12 protein-coding genes are annotated in these 16,834 nt (G+C 69.9%); 5 read left to right on the forward strand and 7 right to left on the reverse strand.

From position 1 onward, the window contains the following. Positions 1 to 8 precede the first annotated feature (8 nt). Complete coding sequence (locus ACQEVY_RS37775) at positions 9 to 1,370, reverse strand: M1 family metallopeptidase (RefSeq protein WP_432955615.1); 1,362 nt, start codon at positions 1,368 to 1,370, stop codon at positions 9 to 11. An 89-nt stretch (positions 1,371 to 1,459) separates the two neighbouring features. Continuing rightward, complete coding sequence (locus ACQEVY_RS37780) at positions 1,460 to 5,335, reverse strand: Pls/PosA family non-ribosomal peptide synthetase (protein ID WP_432954153.1); 3,876 nt, start codon at positions 5,333 to 5,335, stop codon at positions 1,460 to 1,462. A gap of 364 nt (positions 5,336 to 5,699) precedes the next feature. Between ACQEVY_RS37780 and ACQEVY_RS37785 the strand changes: the two genes are divergently transcribed. The 3 genes from ACQEVY_RS37785 (at position 5,700) to ACQEVY_RS37795 (ending at position 8,940) form a co-directional block, all read left to right on the forward strand. After that, positions 5,700 to 6,395, forward strand: coding sequence for a DUF2637 domain-containing protein (locus ACQEVY_RS37785; protein WP_328772741.1), 696 nt, complete (start codon positions 5,700 to 5,702; stop codon positions 6,393 to 6,395). Positions 6,396 to 6,536: 141 nt separating this feature from the next. Continuing rightward, a complete protein-coding gene (locus ACQEVY_RS37790) occupies positions 6,537 to 7,931 on the forward strand; it encodes a prolyl oligopeptidase family serine peptidase (RefSeq protein ID WP_432954155.1) in 1,395 nt (464 codons plus the stop codon). Between the two features lie 148 nt (positions 7,932 to 8,079). Continuing rightward, positions 8,080 to 8,940: a triacylglycerol lipase gene (locus tag ACQEVY_RS37795; protein WP_432954157.1), complete on the forward strand. Its 861-nt coding sequence runs from the start codon at positions 8,080 to 8,082 to the stop codon at positions 8,938 to 8,940. Between the two features lie 69 nt (positions 8,941 to 9,009). Here the strand turns inward: ACQEVY_RS37795 and ACQEVY_RS37800 are convergent, their stop codons facing one another. Then, positions 9,010 to 10,311 carry a ferredoxin reductase family protein gene (locus ACQEVY_RS37800; RefSeq protein ID WP_432955617.1) on the reverse strand — a complete coding sequence of 434 codons (1,302 nt, stop codon included), beginning with the start codon at positions 10,309 to 10,311 and terminating at the stop codon, positions 9,010 to 9,012. Between the two features lie 167 nt (positions 10,312 to 10,478). Here ACQEVY_RS37800 and ACQEVY_RS37805 point away from each other — a divergent pair, with 167 nt between their 5' ends. Then, positions 10,479 to 11,576 carry a LacI family DNA-binding transcriptional regulator gene (locus ACQEVY_RS37805; protein ID WP_432954159.1) on the forward strand — a complete coding sequence of 366 codons (1,098 nt, stop codon included), beginning with the start codon at positions 10,479 to 10,481 and terminating at the stop codon, positions 11,574 to 11,576. Here the strand turns inward: ACQEVY_RS37805 and ACQEVY_RS37810 are convergent. Both ACQEVY_RS37810 and ACQEVY_RS37815 read right to left on the reverse strand, forming a co-directional pair. Next, a complete protein-coding gene (locus ACQEVY_RS37810; RefSeq protein ID WP_432954161.1) occupies positions 11,539 to 12,444 on the reverse strand; it encodes a nuclear transport factor 2 family protein in 906 nt (301 codons plus the stop codon). The genes ACQEVY_RS37805 and ACQEVY_RS37810 overlap by 38 nt on opposite strands. Before the next feature lie 43 nt (positions 12,445 to 12,487). Beyond that, positions 12,488 to 14,263, reverse strand: a complete 1,776-nt coding sequence (locus ACQEVY_RS37815) for a protein-arginine deiminase domain-containing protein (protein ID WP_432954163.1) — start codon at positions 14,261 to 14,263, stop codon at positions 12,488 to 12,490. Positions 14,264 to 14,569: 306 nt separating this feature from the next. Between ACQEVY_RS37815 and ACQEVY_RS37820 the strand changes: the two genes are divergently transcribed. After that, a complete protein-coding gene (locus ACQEVY_RS37820; RefSeq protein WP_432954165.1) occupies positions 14,570 to 15,526 on the forward strand; it encodes an expansin EXLX1 family cellulose-binding protein in 957 nt (318 codons plus the stop codon). Positions 15,527 to 15,570: 44 nt separating this feature from the next. On the opposite strand, the gene ACQEVY_RS37825 is transcribed toward ACQEVY_RS37820, so the two are convergent. Continuing rightward, complete coding sequence (locus ACQEVY_RS37825; RefSeq protein ID WP_432954167.1) at positions 15,571 to 16,134, reverse strand: MBL fold metallo-hydrolase; 564 nt, start codon at positions 16,132 to 16,134, stop codon at positions 15,571 to 15,573. A 44-nt stretch (positions 16,135 to 16,178) separates the two neighbouring features. Continuing rightward, the gene (locus ACQEVY_RS37830) at positions 16,179 to 16,793 is read right to left on the reverse strand and encodes a TetR/AcrR family transcriptional regulator C-terminal domain-containing protein (RefSeq protein ID WP_432954169.1); all 615 of its coding nucleotides are present in this window, start codon (positions 16,791 to 16,793) and stop codon (positions 16,179 to 16,181) included. Between the last annotated feature and the right edge of the window lie 41 nt (positions 16,794 to 16,834).

The raw sequence follows: 16,834 nt of genomic DNA on the forward strand, positions 1-16,834 counted from the left end.
CCAACCGCTCAACCGCCGGAGGCACCCGGCGGGTACGGCGGCCGAGCCGGAATCGCCGCCCCGGACGCGGACGGCAGCGGCGGCAGTGCCGTCTCGTGCAGCCACGCCGTGAACATGTCGTCTAGCGAATCGGACGCGTACCGCGCGGCGTGCCGCGTGAACGACTCCGTCGTCACCGCGCCACCCCGATGCAGCGCAGCCCATGCGCGCAGCATCCGGAAGAAGGACTCGTCGCCCAGCGCGCAGCGCACAGCGTGCAGCACGAGCCCGCCCCGCTCGTAGAGCCGATCGTCGAACATCAACTTGCGCCCCGGGTCCGCGAGTTGGAGATCCTGCGGCAACCCCGCCAGCTTCCGGTGCGCCAAAGCGGCCAGCGCCTGCGCACTGCGCCCCCCCGACCGCTCCGACCACAGCCACTCCGCGTACTTCGCGAACCCTTCGTTCAGCCAGATGTGCCGCCAGTCGGCGATGCTCACACTGTTGCCGAACCACTGGTGTGCCAGCTCATGAGCGATGAGGCGTTCCGAACCCCGCGCTCCGTCCACGTGGTTGGCGCCGAACAGGGACAAGCCCTGTGCCTCCACGGGGACGTCCAGCTCCTCCTCGGTGACGACGACCGCGTACTCGCCGAACGGGTAGGGGCCGAAGACCTCCTCGAACAGCTCCATCATCGCGGGCTGCCGTGCGAAGTCCCGGGAGAACGGGGTGAGCAGGTGCGCGGGGATGTGCCCGGCCTGGGGCACACCGCCGAGGCCGGGGTCGCCGAGCAACACCGTCTGGTACTTGCCGATGGACAGCCCGACCAGGTAGCTGGAGGTGGGCGCCGACTGCTCGTAGACCCAGGTGGTCGTCGAGGCCTTCGTCGTCCGGGTCAGCAGCCGGCCGCCCGCCACGACCGAGTACGCGGACGGCGTGGTGATCGACAGCTGGTACGAGGCCTTGTCGGCGGGCCGGTCGTTGCACGGGTACCAGGACGGCGCCCCGACCGGCTGGCTGGCCACCAGCGCCCCGTCCTCCAGCTCCTCCCAGCCGAGCCCGCCCCAGGGGCTGCGTACCGGCTTGGGATTGCCCGACCAGTGCACCTCCACCGTGAAGGCGGCCCCGGCCCGGATCGGCTTCGCCGGGCGGATGCGGAGCCGGCCGCCCCGGTGTGTGTAGTGCGGCGCCCGGCCGTCGACCCGTACCCGGCCCACCTTGAAGTCGGCGAGGTTCAGCAGGAACTCGGCGAGCGGCCCCCGGCCCGCTATGGCGTTGAGCCGGGCGGTGCCGGACAGCCGGTTGGGGCCGGGACGGTAGTCCAGGGCGAGTTCGTACCGGTGCACCCGGTAGCGGGCATCCCCGTTCGCCGGGAAGTACGGGTCCGCTCCCACTGTCCGCTGAACCACTGCTGTGTCCGCTCCCTGCCCTGTGCTCGTACGACGTGCCGGTGCCCCCGCCCCGGGCGCCGTACGGGCTGCGCCTAGGAACGCCATGCTTCGATCGGGTTGCCCAGCCAACGGGTGTCGTCGGGAACGGATTCCGCCGCCATGACGAGGGATGCGGGTCCCAGTGTGCTGCGCGCCCCGACGGTGCTGCCGGGCAGAACGATTCCGCCCGGGCCCAGGGTGGCGCCCTCACGGAGGACCACAGTATCCGTCCGCAAGATCCGGTCGTGGAAGAGGTGGGTCTGCAGGACGCAGCCGCGGTTCACGGTGGCGCCGTCCCCGAGGGTGACCAGGTCCGTCTCGGGCAGCCAGTAGCTCTCCACCCAGACGCCCTTGCCGATCCGGGCGCCGAGCCCGCGCAGCCACAGCGACATCAGCGGCGTACCGGCCACGGAACCGGCCAGCCACGGCACGGCCACCACCTCGACGAAGGTGTCCGCCAGCTCGTTGCGCCACACGAAGCCGCTCCACAGCGGGTGCTCACCGGCCCGGTGCCGGCCCACGAGCAGCCACTTCGCGACGATGGACAGCAGGCCGGCGACCGCGCCCGCGCCGAGCAGCACCAATCCGCCGAGCAGCCACGCCCACACCCCCAGCACGCTCAGCGCGGCCACCGTCAGCACGGCCAGCGCGGCCGAGCAGAACACCGGGATGATCCGGCACAGTTCCACGAGCGCGCGCGCCCACAGCAGTCGCGCGGGCGGGTCGTACGTACGGCTCTGATCACCGTCGCTCGTCGCCCGCGGCAGCTTCACCGGCGGCAGCCCCAGATACGAGCTGCCCTTCTTCGCCTTCTTCGGCGTCGCGGACAGCACCCCGACCAGGCCGCCGTCCGGCACGGAGCGGCCCGGCGCGGTCATCCCGGAGTTGCCGAGGAAGGCACGGCGGCCGATCTCCGCCCGCCCGATCCGCATCCAGCCGCCCCCGAGTTCGTACGGAGCGGTCAGTGTGTCGTCCGCGAGGAACGCGCCCTCGCCGACCGTCGTGAGGCTGGGCAGCGCGAGGACGGTGGACACCTCGGCGCCCCGCCCGATCTTCATCCCGAGCAGCCGCAGCCACACCGGCGTGACCAGCCCGGCGTACAGCGGGAACAGCGTCTCGCGGGAGCGGTCCATGAGCTGTGTGACCGTCCAGGCCTTCCAGCCGATGCGGCTGTGCGTGGGGTGCGTGCCGGGACGCAGGCCGAGACTGAGCAGTCGTACGGAGATCAGCAGGAGCAGCGCGTACGTGAAACCGAAGGTCAGCGTCGCCGGCACCAGCGCGAGTGCGGCGCCCCGCAGGGCGCCGCCGAGCCCGGCGTCCGGCGAGACGAAGAGGCCCGCAACGAGCAGGGCGGCAAGGCCCGCGACCAACGGCAGGGCGTTCAGGGCGAACCCGGTCGCGCCGTACACGACACGCCAGTACGTCCCCTTCTGCGGGCGCTCCTTGGGCCAGTCCCGCTTCGCCTTGCCGAGCTTGACGGCGGGAGCGCCCGCCCAGCGCTGACCGGTGGGGATGTGCCCAGACACCGCGGAACCGGGGGCCACCTCGGCCCGCTTGCCGACGCGGGCGCCGGGGAAGAGCATGCCGCGGGTGCCCACCACCGCACCGGCGCCCACCTTGACGGTGCCGATCTCCAGGCGGTCGCCGTCCAGCCAGTGCCCGGACAGGTCCACCTCGGACTCGACGGCGGCACCGCGGCCGAGCTTGAGCATGCCGGTCACCGGCGGCAGCGAGTGCAGATCCACATCGGGGCCGATCTTGGCGCCGAGCGCCCGCGCGTACCGCTCCAGCCAGGACCCCGTCAGCGAGGTCGCACCGCTGAACTCGGCGAGCCGCTCCGCCGTCCACAGCCGCAGATGCACGCTCCCGCCGCGCGGGTACCGGCCGGGCTTCACTCCGCGCAGCAGCAGCCGGGCACCGCCCGCGGCGATCGCGAGCCGCCCCGGCGGACTGAAGAGCAGCGCCGCCCCGGCAGCGACGGCCCACCATGAAGTCTGAGGAGCCCAGGGATACGGGCCGAACCAGTGCAGGACGTTGCCGAGCGCGGCCAGCGCCACGGTCCAGCGCAGCCCGAGCAGCGTGAACAGGGGGATGAGCAGGAGCAGTTGAACGACCTTGGCCCGCAGCGGCACTGGTTGTACGGAGCGGGAGGCCCCGTCGTCCTGCGCGGACTTCTCCAGATGCCGGGCCAGCTTGCGCAGCACGGGGTGCTGATAGAGGTCGACCACGGCGGCGCTGGGGTAGCGGGTGCGCAGCTTGGTGGTGAGCTGGGCGGCGGCCAGGCTGCTGCCGCCGATCGCGAAGAAGTCGTCCCGCGCGCTGCCCACCGGGATGCCGAGCACCTCGCTCCACTGCTCGGCGAGCCAGGCTTCGGTGCCGTACAGCTGCTCGGTGGGGCCACCGGTCTCGAGGCCTTCGAGCGGCCACGGCAGCGCGTTCCGGTCGACCTTGCCGGACGTACGCGTCGGCAGCTCGTCGACGGGCGCGATCAACGGGACCAGGGCGGCGGGCAGTTCGGCACGCAGCTTCTCGACGGCCGCCGCGTGGTCCCAGCCGTCCTGCGTCACCACATAGCCGACGAGCAACTGGTTGCCGCTGCGCGCGCTGCGCACGGCGGCGGCCGCACCCTGGACGCCGGGAAGCGCCTGGAGCGCGGCGTCCACCTCGCCCAGCTCGATCCGCCGTCCGCCGAGCTTGATCTGCTCGTCGGCCCGTCCGAGGAAGACCAGCCCTTCCGGCTCGGCCTTGACCAGGTCACCACTGCGGTACGCACGCTTCCAGCCCAACGACTCCAGCGGGGCGTACTTCTCCGCGTCCTTCTCCGGGTCGAGGTAGCGGGCCAGGCCCACTCCGCCGATGACCAGCTGTCCGCTGGCGCCCATCGGCACCGGCTCCCCGGCCTCGTCGACGACGGCCAGCTCCCAGCCGTTCAGCGGCAGCCCGATCCGGATCGGCTCCTCGCCAGTCATCAGCGAGGCGCATGCGACCACGGTGGCCTCGGTCGGCCCGTACGTGTTCCAGACCTCGCGTCCCTCGGTCACCAGCCGCTGGACCAGCTCGGGCGGACAGGCCTCGCCGCCGAAGATCAGCAGCCGTACGTCGTTGAGGGCCTCCGGCTCCCACAGGGCGGCCAGCGTCGGCACCGTGGACACCACGGTGATCTCCTGCTCCACGAGCCAGGGCCCGAGATCGGCGCCGCTGCGCACCTGGGAACGCGGCACGGGCACCAGACAGGCCCCGTACCGCCAGGCCAGCCACATCTCCTCGCAGGAGGCGTCGAAGGCGACGGACAGCCCGGCCATGACCCGGTCGCCGGGCCCGATCGGCTCCTCGGTGAGGAACAGCCGGGCCTCGGCGTCCACGAAGGCGGCGGCGCTGCGGTGACTGACGGCGACGCCCTTGGGCTTGCCGGTCGAGCCGGAGGTGAAGATGATCCAGGCGTCGTGCTCGATACCGGGCCGCGCGGCGGGAATCTCGCTCTTCTCGCCGACGGTCAGCTCGTGCCCCGCCCCGACGACCGCCCGCACTCCGGCCTCGCCGAACACCAACTCGGCCCGCTCGTCCGGGTCTTCGGCGTCCACGGGAACGTAGGCGGCACCGGCGGCCAGTACGGCGAGGATGGCTACGTACAGATCATTGGTCCCGGAGGGGACGCGCACTCCGACTCGGTCGCCGAGGCCGACCCCGGCAGTGCTCAGGCGTCGCCGCAGGTTCTCGACCTCGACGGCCAGCGCCCGGTACGTGAGCGGGCGGGTGCCGTCGTCCAGGGCGAGCTCGTCCGGATACGAGCGGACGGAGGCCTCGAAGATGTCGACAAGGGTGCGGGGAGAGGCCGCTGGGCCCGCGGAGAAACGTGCCGTATCGCCGAACTGTTCGCGGATCTCTGCGTCGAGCACACCGAGAGCACTGCTCTCGTGTATGGCTGCCATCGCGACCTCGCCTCTCGTTCCCGGAAAAACCTCCGGGGCGCTGGCGGGTCCGCAGGTCTGCCTGGGGTTGTCCGGCTCCAGCTTCGTAACAAGCCGGAAATCTTAGTACGACTCTGGACTCACCGCCCACGAGAGGCCACGTGGGAGGTCCGTTCGGGCTGTCCATCGAAGGCTCCCATGCGTCGTGACCTCGTGATCTGCCCCTCGGGAGAGAGATCGCCCACACATCGGCCGAGGCCACACATCAGAAGATCATTAAGCGCATCAATATGGGTACATTGCTTTTAAATTGGGCGTATCCAGCTAATTTTCCCCTCGTTGGGGAGTGCATGGCGACGATGAGCCCGCAGGGCACGGTGACGGCATGAGCGGTTACTGGCCCAAACCCGAGGACGGGTTGGACAGCACTGGATACCACCCGGGCTCCTTCGGAGCGGATGTGCTCGACCCCACGCTCCCCGAAGGCCTGCACACCGAGTGGGACTTCGACCAGGACCTGACCCGGCTGCTCCAGACCGGCACTCCCGACACGCCCGTCTCCGCGGCGCCCCACGTCCCGCGCAAGCGCGGTGCCCGTCGGCGGCCCAGCAGGCTGGTGCGGTGCGCCCGTTGGTTCCAGAGGCCGTGGCTGAAGGTGCTGAGCCTGACCATCGCGGCACTGACGGCGGTGATCGTGGCCATGGTGAGCGTGCTCGGCGCGCTGGTCGCCTACGACCCCCTGCGCCGGGTGGCGTCCCCGGGGGCCCATGGGCTGGGCGCATGGTGGCCGCTGCTGGTCTACGGACCGTGGCTGGTGGCCTCGCTGTCCATCCTGCGTGCCGCGCTGCACCGCCGCCGCGCCGCGCACTCCTGGGCCGTGGTGCTGCTGTTCTCCGCCGTCGCGATGTGCCTGTGCGTCGCCCACGCCCCCAAGACGCCGGTCTCGATGGCGGTGGCGGCCCTTCCGCCGGTCACCGCCCTGCTCTCCTTCCAGCAGCTCGTCCGCCAGCTCACGCTCACCACCCCCGCCAAGCCGGCCCTGCCCCGCCAGCGCCGCGCCGGTCGGCACGCCACCGACTGACTCGGCTCGGGGGTGCGCCCGCTCGCATTGATGCGCTGAACGCATGGACCGATCTCGGTTTGATGCTGGACACCGAACGCCGGTGCTTCAACTCTGGTGTCCCAAGCCTCAGTTGGGTCCCACCGACCGAGAAGAGAACCCATGAGACGGATCACCAGACGTACGGTGCTCGCCGTCACCGCAGGTGCCGTCGCGGCGCCGGCCGTGAGCGCGGCAACCCCCGCGGCCGCCGACACCCCGACAGCCGCACCTGAAGGGCGACAAGCGGCCTCCGGGCTCAATCCGGTCCTGCGAACGGACCTCGTCACGAGCGTGACGCCCAGGAACAACTGGCTGGTGACAGCCGTCGCCGTCCAGTACGCGCATCGCATCGACTTACGCGGTGCGGTGATCCCGCCCTCGGCGTTCCAGGTGAAGGCCACGGTGGGCGGGCAGACAGCGGCTCGCACGGTGACCCGCGTCTACTCCAACGCCACCGCCGACGTGGACGGCCGCTCTCGCCCCGGACGGCCGGGGGACCGCCTGATCATCGAACTCGACCCGAGCGACTCCAACGCGCGGGCCGCCGGCACCGACCCCCTTCCGCTCGACCGCGCCTACTCCGTCAGACAGATGGAGGACGTACGCACCCCGGGAGGCGAACTGGTCCTCAAGGCAGGCCCGTTCGCGAGCCGGAACGACGACGTGATCAATCCCGTGGTCGACGACTTCGCCGCCGGTTCCTTCACCGACTCCGCGGGTTTTGAGCTGGACTTCCGGCTGTACCAGCCCGAGGGATTCGTACGGAACCCTCGGACGCGCAAGCGGTATCCGCTCGTCGTCACGCTGCACGGCGGTGGCGAAGTCGCGGACAACAACATGACCCAGCTCACCTCCAACCGGATCGCGGTCACGTTCGCCAAAGGGGAACGACAGCGACGTAACCCCGCGTTCGTCCTCTCTCCGCAAATCCCCCTGCCCCGTCCCATGGACGGACCCGACGGCACGGACTGGACCGACCCCAAGGTCCAGGCCGCGCTGAGCGAACTCATCGACACCTTCGTGAGCGAGCACTCCCGCAACGTGGACACGGCCCGGCTCTATCTCGTCGGCCTGTCCTCGGGCGGGCGCGGTATCTACAGCCTGCTGGCGAAGCGACCGGACGTGTTCGCGGCGGCCCTGCCCACGGCCGGCTGGGGCGAGACGGCCGCCATGGAAAAGATCACGCACATCCCGATGTGGGCCGACCACTCCGTCGACGACCCGGTAGTCCCTTACCGGGAGGGCCGGTTCGGCAAGCCCGGCACCTGGACGCTGATGAACGCGCTGGAGAGCGCCGGTGCTCGGGTCACGCGTGGGGAGTGGGCCAACGATCTGCCGAAGGCGCAGTTCGAGGCCCGTTCCCGGGCGCTCCTGCGGGAGGCCCGGGCCACGCGCAGTCACGTTCTGTTCACGAGCTACCCGCCGGGCACGACACCGGTGAACCCACACCTCTCATGGCCCCAGACGTACGAGAACGACGTGGTCATCGACTGGCTCTTCGAACAGTCCCGGTAGCGCACTTCGCTATCCGGTTGCCGCGCTCTCACCGCTATCCGGAGGTAAAGCAATGCGTCCATCCAGCTGTTCAACCGACAGGAACGCGCCGTTACGGTCCCGACCCCGTGCCCTGACGGCACTGATCGCCCTGGCGACCACCCTCGGCATGGCGCTGACTCTGCTGACAGCCACCGCCCCGCCGGCTGCCGCCGACCGGCAGTCCCAGGGCAAGCCCGCGATCAACGCGATCCCGGACCCGACGACCGCTTCCCTCGAAGCCCCCAACGGGCCGCTGGCTACCGCCAATTACACCGTTCCCAACCCAAGGGGGTACGGCTCAGGCACGGTCACATACCCGACGGCCAGAGGCTCGTACCCGAGCGTCGTACTGATGCCGGGCTATCAGGGCACACAGCAGAACCTGCGGTGGCTCGCACCCCGGCTCGCCTCCTGGGGCTTCGTCGTCATCAACGTCGGCACCAACACTCTCGCCGACGATCCCGCATCCCGCGGCCGGCAGATCAGCGCCGCCGGCACCCAGTTGCTCGCGCTCGGTAACTCCGCCGGCAACCCGCTATCGGGGAAGGTCAACGGCACGCTGGGCGCGACCGGTCACTCGATGGGCGGCGGTGGCGTGATGGCGGCCCTCCGGGACGACTCGCGGTTCCGGGCGGGCGTGCCCACGGCCCCGTACTACCCGAACCAGAACTTCTCCGCGGTCACCGATCCCACGTTCTTCATGACCTGCCAAAGCGACGCCGTCGCGGGTGGCAACAGCTTCGCGGTGCCCTGGTACAACTCCATGTCCCGGGCCGAGAAGCTGTACATCGAGGTCCCGGGCGACCATCTGTGTCCGATGACGGGCTACGGCAACAAGGCCAAGCAGGGCAAGTGGATCGTGTCCTTCTTCAGCCTCTGGCTGCGTGCCGACACCCGCTTCGGTCAGTTCCTGTGCGGTCCCGCCCGCGAAGCCGACAAGAACAACACTTCGCTGGTGACGCGCTGGATGGACACCTGTCAGTTCTGACCGGTCCGCTCGGAGCGCTCCGTGGTCCGTCCACGGAGCGCTCCGAGCCTGCCCGTTGTCTCCCGCGCGTCAGGCGAGGCCGAACCGCTCGGCGTGCACCTGTTGTTGGGGGACCTTCAGCCTGCGCAGGGAGCTGAGCACGGTCGAGGTCATCGCGGGCGGGCCACACACGTAGACGTCGCGTTCGGCCAGGTCGGGGACCAGGGCGAGGAGGTTGTCGGGCTCGAACGGCGGGCTTGTCTCGCCCGTGCGGCCGGTGAGCAGGTGCAGCCGCCCGCCGCGGTTCGCGACCAGCGTGCGTACCTCGTCGATCAGTACGGCGTCGTCCTCGCTGCGCACCCGGTAGAGCACGACGACGTCACCGGCCGGTTCCTCTTCCAGCAGGGCTCGGACCGGCGTGATGCCCACTCCTCCGGCGATCAGGAGGGCGCCGGGCCGCGTCCGGTGCAACGCGGTGAACGCTCCGTACGGCCCCTCGACGAACGCGCGGCTCCCGACCGGGACGTTCCGCAGGCCTGCGCTGGCGTTGCCGGCCGCCTTGGCGGTCAGGCGCAAGCTGCGGCCGTCGGGTGCCGCCGACAGCGAGAACGGATTGGCCAGCCACCAGTGGTTGTGCCCGGGGAACCGCCAGATGCAGAACTGGCCCGCCCGGGCCGGCAGCTTGTCGAGGTTACGGCCGGTGACGCGCACCGACACCACGTTGTCGGACTCCCGCACCACCTCCGCGACCTCGAAGCGGTGATAGGCGTTGCGCCACAGCGGCATCACGATCCGGCCCGTGATCAGGGCACCGAACGCGAACAGCCACAGGGCCCACCAGTAGGCCGTCCCGAACGCGGAGGTCTTGAAGGTGGTGGGCTCCTGCAACTGGTGGACGAACGCCAGCCCCAACGCCACGTACAGCAGCAGGTGTACGCCGTGCCAGGTCTCGTACCGCAGTCGCCGTCTCACCTGTCGGGCGGAGACCGCGGCGACCACGACGACGATCGCCGCGGCCAGCATCCCGAACAGGGAGGCCGGCACTCCGGCCAGCGCGAAGAAGGTCTTCGTCATCGGCGCGTCATCGAGCGTCGCGTAGCCCAGCACCACCAGGAAGGCGTGCGTGAGGAGGGTCCACAGCAGGGTGAAGCCGACCCACCGGTGCCACACGGTCAACCGGTCCATGCCGATACGGCGGTCGAGCCACGGCAGCCGGGCCACCAACAGCAGCTGGCACAGCAACAGCAGGGCGGCGTGCATGCCGAAGAACTTGGCGACCGTGAGCACTCCGTTCTTGCCGGTCCCGGCCGTGAAGAACAAGGCCTCGACAATCACCAAATTGACGATGACAAACGTCCACAGCGCATATCGCGCCGCAACGACCGGAGGTATGGTGCCCGTCCGCACCTGCGTATTCGTCGCCTCCACCGCTTCCTCTTTTCATGTTCATGTGACGCACCCGGCGGCTGTCCCGGCCGCCGCCGGTACGCTGAGTGATTAAAGCGTTAACCACAACCCGTAACGGGCTGTTGGGGAACAACGGGCGCTGTTGGGGAAACATGAGAAGCTCGCGTGTCTGGCAACGCCCCACGCTCGGCGCCGTGGCCGCACGGGCCGGGGTCTCCACGGCCACGGTGTCGAACGCGCTCAACGGCACCGGCCGGCTCTCCGAAGCGACCAGGCAGCGCGTGCTCACGGCGGCACGCGAACTCGGTTACGCCCCGGCCGGTACGGCTCGTGCCCTGGCCCGCGGCGGCACCGGAGTGCTCGGTCTGACCATGACGACGTACGGCGACCTTCCCGTCCCGTACACCGTGATCCCGTACTACGCACAGCTGGCGCTGAGCGCCATCGGCGCGGCGCAGGAGCGCGGTTACCTGCTCATGGTGATGCCGAGTTCGTTGTCACCGTGGATGTGGCTCAACACGCCGTTGGACGGCGTCATCCATGTCGGTCCGCGCGTCGACGACCCGGTGTGTTCTCTCCTGCGGGAGCGTGGCATCCCCATGGTCTGCGACGGCCGGCCGCCCCAGCCGCGCTGGGGCGACGCATGGGTCGAAACCGACTACGACGCGGGCCTGCGCCTTCTGCTCGACCACCTCACCGAGGCCGGCGCCCGGCGGATCGGGCTTTCCCTGCCCCTGCACGACGACGAGTACCCGCACCTGATCGAGCGTGCCTACGCGTCCTGGTGCGCCGAACGTGCCCTGCCCGCCCTCGTCGAGGAGTACGCCTCCGTGCCCGACTACTTCACGGCGGAACGGGACGCGGTCGGCCGGCTGCTCGACCGCGATCCGCGACCGGACGCCGTCATCGGCATCTACTCCGACTCCGGCCACAACATCCTCGCCGCCGCCCGGCACCACGGGCTTCGCGTACCGCGGGATCTGCTGGTGGCGTGCATCAGTGAGGATCCGGAGTACGGGACGACGACCCCGCCCGTCACCACGCTCAGCCTCCGCCCGGACCAGGTGAGCGACGAAGCGGTGGACCTGCTGATTGCTCTCATCAATGCCGGCACCTGTGTGGACCGGCATCGGCTCGTACAGCCGGTTCTGGCCCCTCGCCGGTCCACACGAGGCTTGCTCATCCCGCCGCCGATCATTCCTTCCGGCCGGGCTACTGCTCGTCAGCAGCCACGTCCCAGTGCTCGATGATCTTTCCGTCGATCACTCGGAAGATGTCCGCGACCACGTAGTCGGAGCTGAAGACCCACACCAGGTCGCCGTCGGCGAGGGTGTTGCCGAACCGGGTCCCGCCGCCCTCGGTGGGGGCGCTGCTGGGCGAGGCGTCGCCCTGCGTGCCCTGCTGCAGGAACTGCTTCAGCGGAGCCGTTCCGTTCGCGACCGCCGGGTTGTGCTGGTAGTACCGCGGATCCCAGCTCTGGTCGATCACGTTCGCGTCCCCGTCGGAGAGCTTGCGGTACGCGTCGACCGCGAACCTCCGGTTCTTCTCCTCCTGTTCCTCGGACAGGTTCGGTACACCCTTCGGGTACCGGTACACGTCGCTGAACAGGGAGTTCCCGTTGGCCGTCTTCGCCGGGACGGTCTGCGTGATGCCCCAGTGCTCGACCAGCTTGCCGTTGTTGACCCGGTACAGGTCGACCTTGGCCTGGCCGGTCGCCTCGTTCGCCGGGGTGGCGGACGCGTGCCAGTGCACGGCCACCAGGTCACGGTCCGTGGCCACGCGCTTGACGGTCGCCACCGCACCGGGAATCTTCGCCTTGAGGTCCTTGAACTGCTTGAGCTGCCCGTCGGCTCCGCCGGGCAGGGACTTGTCGTGCTGCACGTAGTCGGTGCCGATGAGCTCCTTCACCACGTCGGTCTTGTCCTTGTTGAACGCCTCCGAGTACAGGCGCAGAACAAGCTTCTTGTTCCGCTCCTCGGAGGCTTCGGAGGCCGGCGATGAGCCGGCCGCGGAGGAACTGGCCGACGGGGCGGCCTGGTTGGTGCTGGACGCGCCACCGCAGGCGGTCGCGAAGCAGGCCACGGCGGCAAGCAAGGGCAGAGTCTTCCGGTATCTCACTCGGGTCTCCTAGGTAATAGGTAAGGGGGATTGCGGTCCGGGCCTACTTGGGGGAGCTCCACCAAGCGGTGCCGGCGGCGCGGATCGTGTTGGTGCCGCAGTGCACCTCGCCGCCGCCGACGTGGTGGGTGCGCCAGTCGTCCAGGTAGCGCACCCGGGTGCCGACCTTGGCGTACGCCTTGGTCACCGCCTCGGCGATGATGTCCTTGCCGCCCACGACCGGGCCCCACTGCTTGGGGGCGAGGTACTTATGGGGGGCGAGTACGACCCCGTTGATGGCTCCGGGGTAGTAGGCGCCGAGCGTGGGGGCACCGTCCGACGGCTCGTCCTGTCCGGGGAAGCCGAAGCGCTCGAACATCGCGGGGATCTTCACGATCTCGGCGTCCGTGACGCCGGTCTCGCGCTTCAGCAGTGCCAGGTTCTCCTTGATCTTCCGGGCGGCGTAGGCGTTGTCCTTGAGCAGCTTCCTGTCGGACAGGGCCTGGTCGATCGTGGGGATGCGGCCGTCGGCGTAGGAGCGCGGAATGGAGAACACCTTTGTGCGGCCGTGCCCGTCGCGCTGCGCCTTGCGCAGCAGGGCGAGCGTGCCCTCCGGGTCGGCGATGCCGATCTTCCAGCCGCGCGGGGTGTCGGCGGGCAGGAACTGCACGAACTCGTCCACGTGACCGATGCCGAGCCAGCCGGTGTCGAGCACCAGCGGATCCTGGGCCTGCTGGGCCTCGAGGAACGCCGTGTGCGCGGGCAGCCGGGAGCCGTGCCGGCCGGTGATGATCCGGCCCGCCGGGTACGACTTGCCGTTGTGGGCGTACGGCGGGATGGTCTCCAGGTTGCCGGTGGAGTTGATCTGGTCGTACTTCCCCTTGTTGACCTGTGCGACGCCGACACCGGGGCCGCGCAGCTCGAAGACCTGCTTGCCGGCCGGGCGGTCCATCTGCGCCGACCGCATCATCACCCGCAGAACGCGCGGCTTGCCGCCTGGGCCGGGCATGCTGACGTATCCGGGCTCGATGAAGTCCTGTGCCCAGATGTCCGAGCCGTCCTTGAACTTGTACGTCGGCTTGGTGATACCGGCCTTGCGCGCTTCCTTGGCGAACTCTCGGGCGAACTTCCGCTGGTTGGGGTCATTGCGGTTTCCGTCCACGACCAACGCCTGCTCGGCGCGCTGCAGGTGATGCTGTGTCAGGACCGGGGCGGCGCGAAGCATCACCTCGTCCGTGGAGGTGCGGTCGCCGTCGGTCACGGTGAACTTGACGGTGATCCGGCCGTCCCAGTCCTCCCGGATCACGTCCCGCCCATCCAGGCCGAGTTGGAGTCCGGCGCGCAGTTCGGCGGCGGTGACGCGGGTGCCGGGGGTGACGTAGGTCCAGGTGTCGCCGCGCTTGAGGAACAGCCGCACCTTGGACTTGCCCGCGCCGACCAGCTGGAGGCCACCGGTGGCGGCGTCCGAGACGTTGTCGACCGGGACCGTGCGCAGCGGCGCCAGGTACTCGGGCGCCCGTACGACATTGCCCTGGGCGTCGTTGCAGGCCTCGAGCCGGGCATTGGACAGCCAGCGGCCGTCCGGCGTCCTCGTCTTGCAACGCCGCTGCTTGTCACCGATGTTCGGCAGGAAGATCGCGCCCCGTCCGCTGCTCCACGTCGTCTTGCCCGCGACATCGGAACCACCGGAGACATCGACCGCACCGTCACGGTTCACATCGGCACGAAGGTCCGCCCGTATCCTCCCGGTGTCGGCGGCCCCGGCCGCCGTCACGGTGCCGGAGACGGTCGCCACGGCGATCGCCAGCGCTGTCACGGCTCTGGGCCTCACTTTGCTCATGCGCCTACTCCTCGTTAGTCCTGACCAGCACCTCCATCCCAGCGCGGCGCGTTGAGGCATTCACTCCGCCGACCGGTGAGACAACCCCCGCCGACAGGGCGGGTTCCGGTCGTCCGAAAGTTGCAGTCGCGCCACAGGACGGTTCACCGGGAGTGGCCCTGACAGGCCGTCCGGATACGGCTGCCGCGGAGCTCCGTAGGCCCAGTGAGAACTCCGTAGGAACCAGTGAGAAATCGACGGCAACCTTTTCGCTCTCTGCGGCCACTGAGGAGTGCACCACCGGCTCGATCCTCGGAACGGACAGGCATGAACACAGCGAGACAGGACGCGCGTCAGCGCAGGCAACGACGCAGGCTTGCGCTGGGCACCACCTTGGTGGGGGTGACCGCCGCGGCCGTTCTCGCCTACCTGGCCATGGGGTGGTCGCTCCCCGACCGCGAGGCGGAGGCAGGGCACGCCGCGGCCACACCCAGAGCCACCGCCCAGGAGAGAGCCACCACCACGACGGGCACCCCGAGCGCGTCGGCGAAGCCGACTGCGACCGGCAGCCCGACGCCGACGGCCGCTGCGAAGACCCGTCCAGCACGCCCTTCGGCCAAAGCCACCCCGAAACGGCCCCCGCGAGCGGCGCCCAACACGCCATCGCTGGCAGGGCGGATTCAGCCCAACACCCCCTACACCGGGGTCGCCACCGCCTACGAGGCCGCCGACGGAAACGGCGCCTGCCTGTTCGGCCCGAGTCCCGACCTCATGATCGCGGCCATGAACGCCACGGACTACGAGACGTCCAGGGCGTGCGGCGCGCACGTGCTCGTCCGCGCGGCCAACGGCAAGTCGATCACGGTACGGATCACCAACGTATGCCCCCTGCCCTGCGCACCCGGGCAACTCGACCTCAGTCAGCAGGCCTTCGCCAAACTCGCCGATCTCAAGGTCGGCCGGATACCGATCACCTGGCAACTGCTGAGTCCCAGCACGTCCGACACGATCTCCATCAGATACAAGGACGGGTCCAGCCGTTATTGGTGCGGCATCCAGGCGATCGGCCACCGCAACCCGGTGGCGCGCCTGGAGGTCCGGGCCGGCGACGGCTGGCGGCAGTTGCCCCGTACCGAATACAACTACTTCCTCTCCGAGAACGGCAGCGGCTGCGGCGGCTCGATCAGAGTCACGGACATCTACGGAGAACGGCTGACCATCAGCGGGATCGCGATACGGCCGGACGTCGCGCAACGGACCGGGGTTCAGTTCGCCCGGCACTGATCCCGACTACGTTCCTGCCGCGGCCTATTACGGGACAGGCCGGGCTAGAGGGGCGTCGACGCCGACGGCACGAAGGGTGCACCGTGCCCCGGCACGATCAGGGCCGGGCCGAGAGCCAGGACCTTCTCCCTGGCCGCCCGCAGTTGATCGCGGTCGGGCGCGAAGGGGTCGTCGGCCGGTCCCTCGGCTGTCCACCACAGATGGGTCAGGACCACCAGGCCCTCGTCAGTCGTCGCCAGGGTGCTGACGTCCTCGGCAGTGTGGCCGGGAGTCGTCATGAGTGTGATCGACGGGGAGAGGCGGTATCCGTCGGCGTTCCGGTCCTCCCAGACGTCGTCCTGGTAGATGGCCATGTGGTCGTGGAAGCGGGCTTCGGGAAACAGGGCGGCGTTCAGCGTGTGGTCCGGGTGGTGGTGGCTGAAGACCACGTCGGTGACGTCCTCGGGGGCGAGTCCGTGCGGAGCCAGCGGGTCCAGGATGAGCCGGCGGTCCGCGACCATGCCGGGATCGACGATCACGACGGTCTCGCCGTCGACGAGCAGGGAGACGGTGCCGGCCACCCGTGTGTCGGCGTAGCCGGTGGTCAGGACGTGGAACGAGGCGGTCATGACGGTTCCTCGGGTCGTGGGCTTGTGTGGCGGTGCCAGCCTGGTCACCCGGGAAGGAGCGCCCGGAAGCCGGTGATCAGGGCGCCGAGACCGATGTCGAAGGCGAGTTCGGCGCGGCGGTGGTCGGTGGGGGTGTCGTCGAGTACGGCGGTGAGGTGCGGGGCGGTTTCGCGGGTCACGTCGGAGACCATCACCGGCGGGGCCACGAGATCGAGGGCGGAGCCGAGGACGAAGCTCTCCAGCGCGTTGATCAGGGGCATGACCTGGCTGGCGCTGAAGCCGGCGGTCAGCAGGAGTTCGGCGACCTTCTCGTACATCGCGTGCATGAAGGGTTCGGCGAGCGGGGCGGTGGCGAGCAGAGGTACGGCCCCGGGGTGCGCGGCGAAGGCCTTGCGGTAGGAGCGGGCCCATTCCTCGAGGGCCTGCTCCCAGGGCTGTGACGCGTCCCAGTCGTCGGGGTCGGTCTCCAGGGCCAGCTCTTCCCGCATGAGCGAGATGATCTCGCCCCGGCCGGACACATGGTGGTAGAGCGCGGACGGGGCGACGCCGAGCTCCCTGGCCAGGGCGGGAATGGTCAGGGCCCCCTGGTCGTCGGCGATTCTCAGCGCTGCCGCGCCGATGCGTCGGCGGTCCAGCAGAGGGGTGCGCGGCCTGGGCACGAGGGCTCCTCTTCGTATGTCTCACCGATACGCAGGCGGCA

Source organism: Streptomyces sp. CA-288835 (assembly GCF_050936385.1).
In the GTDB taxonomy this organism is placed as follows: domain Bacteria; phylum Actinomycetota; class Actinomycetes; order Streptomycetales; family Streptomycetaceae; genus Streptomyces.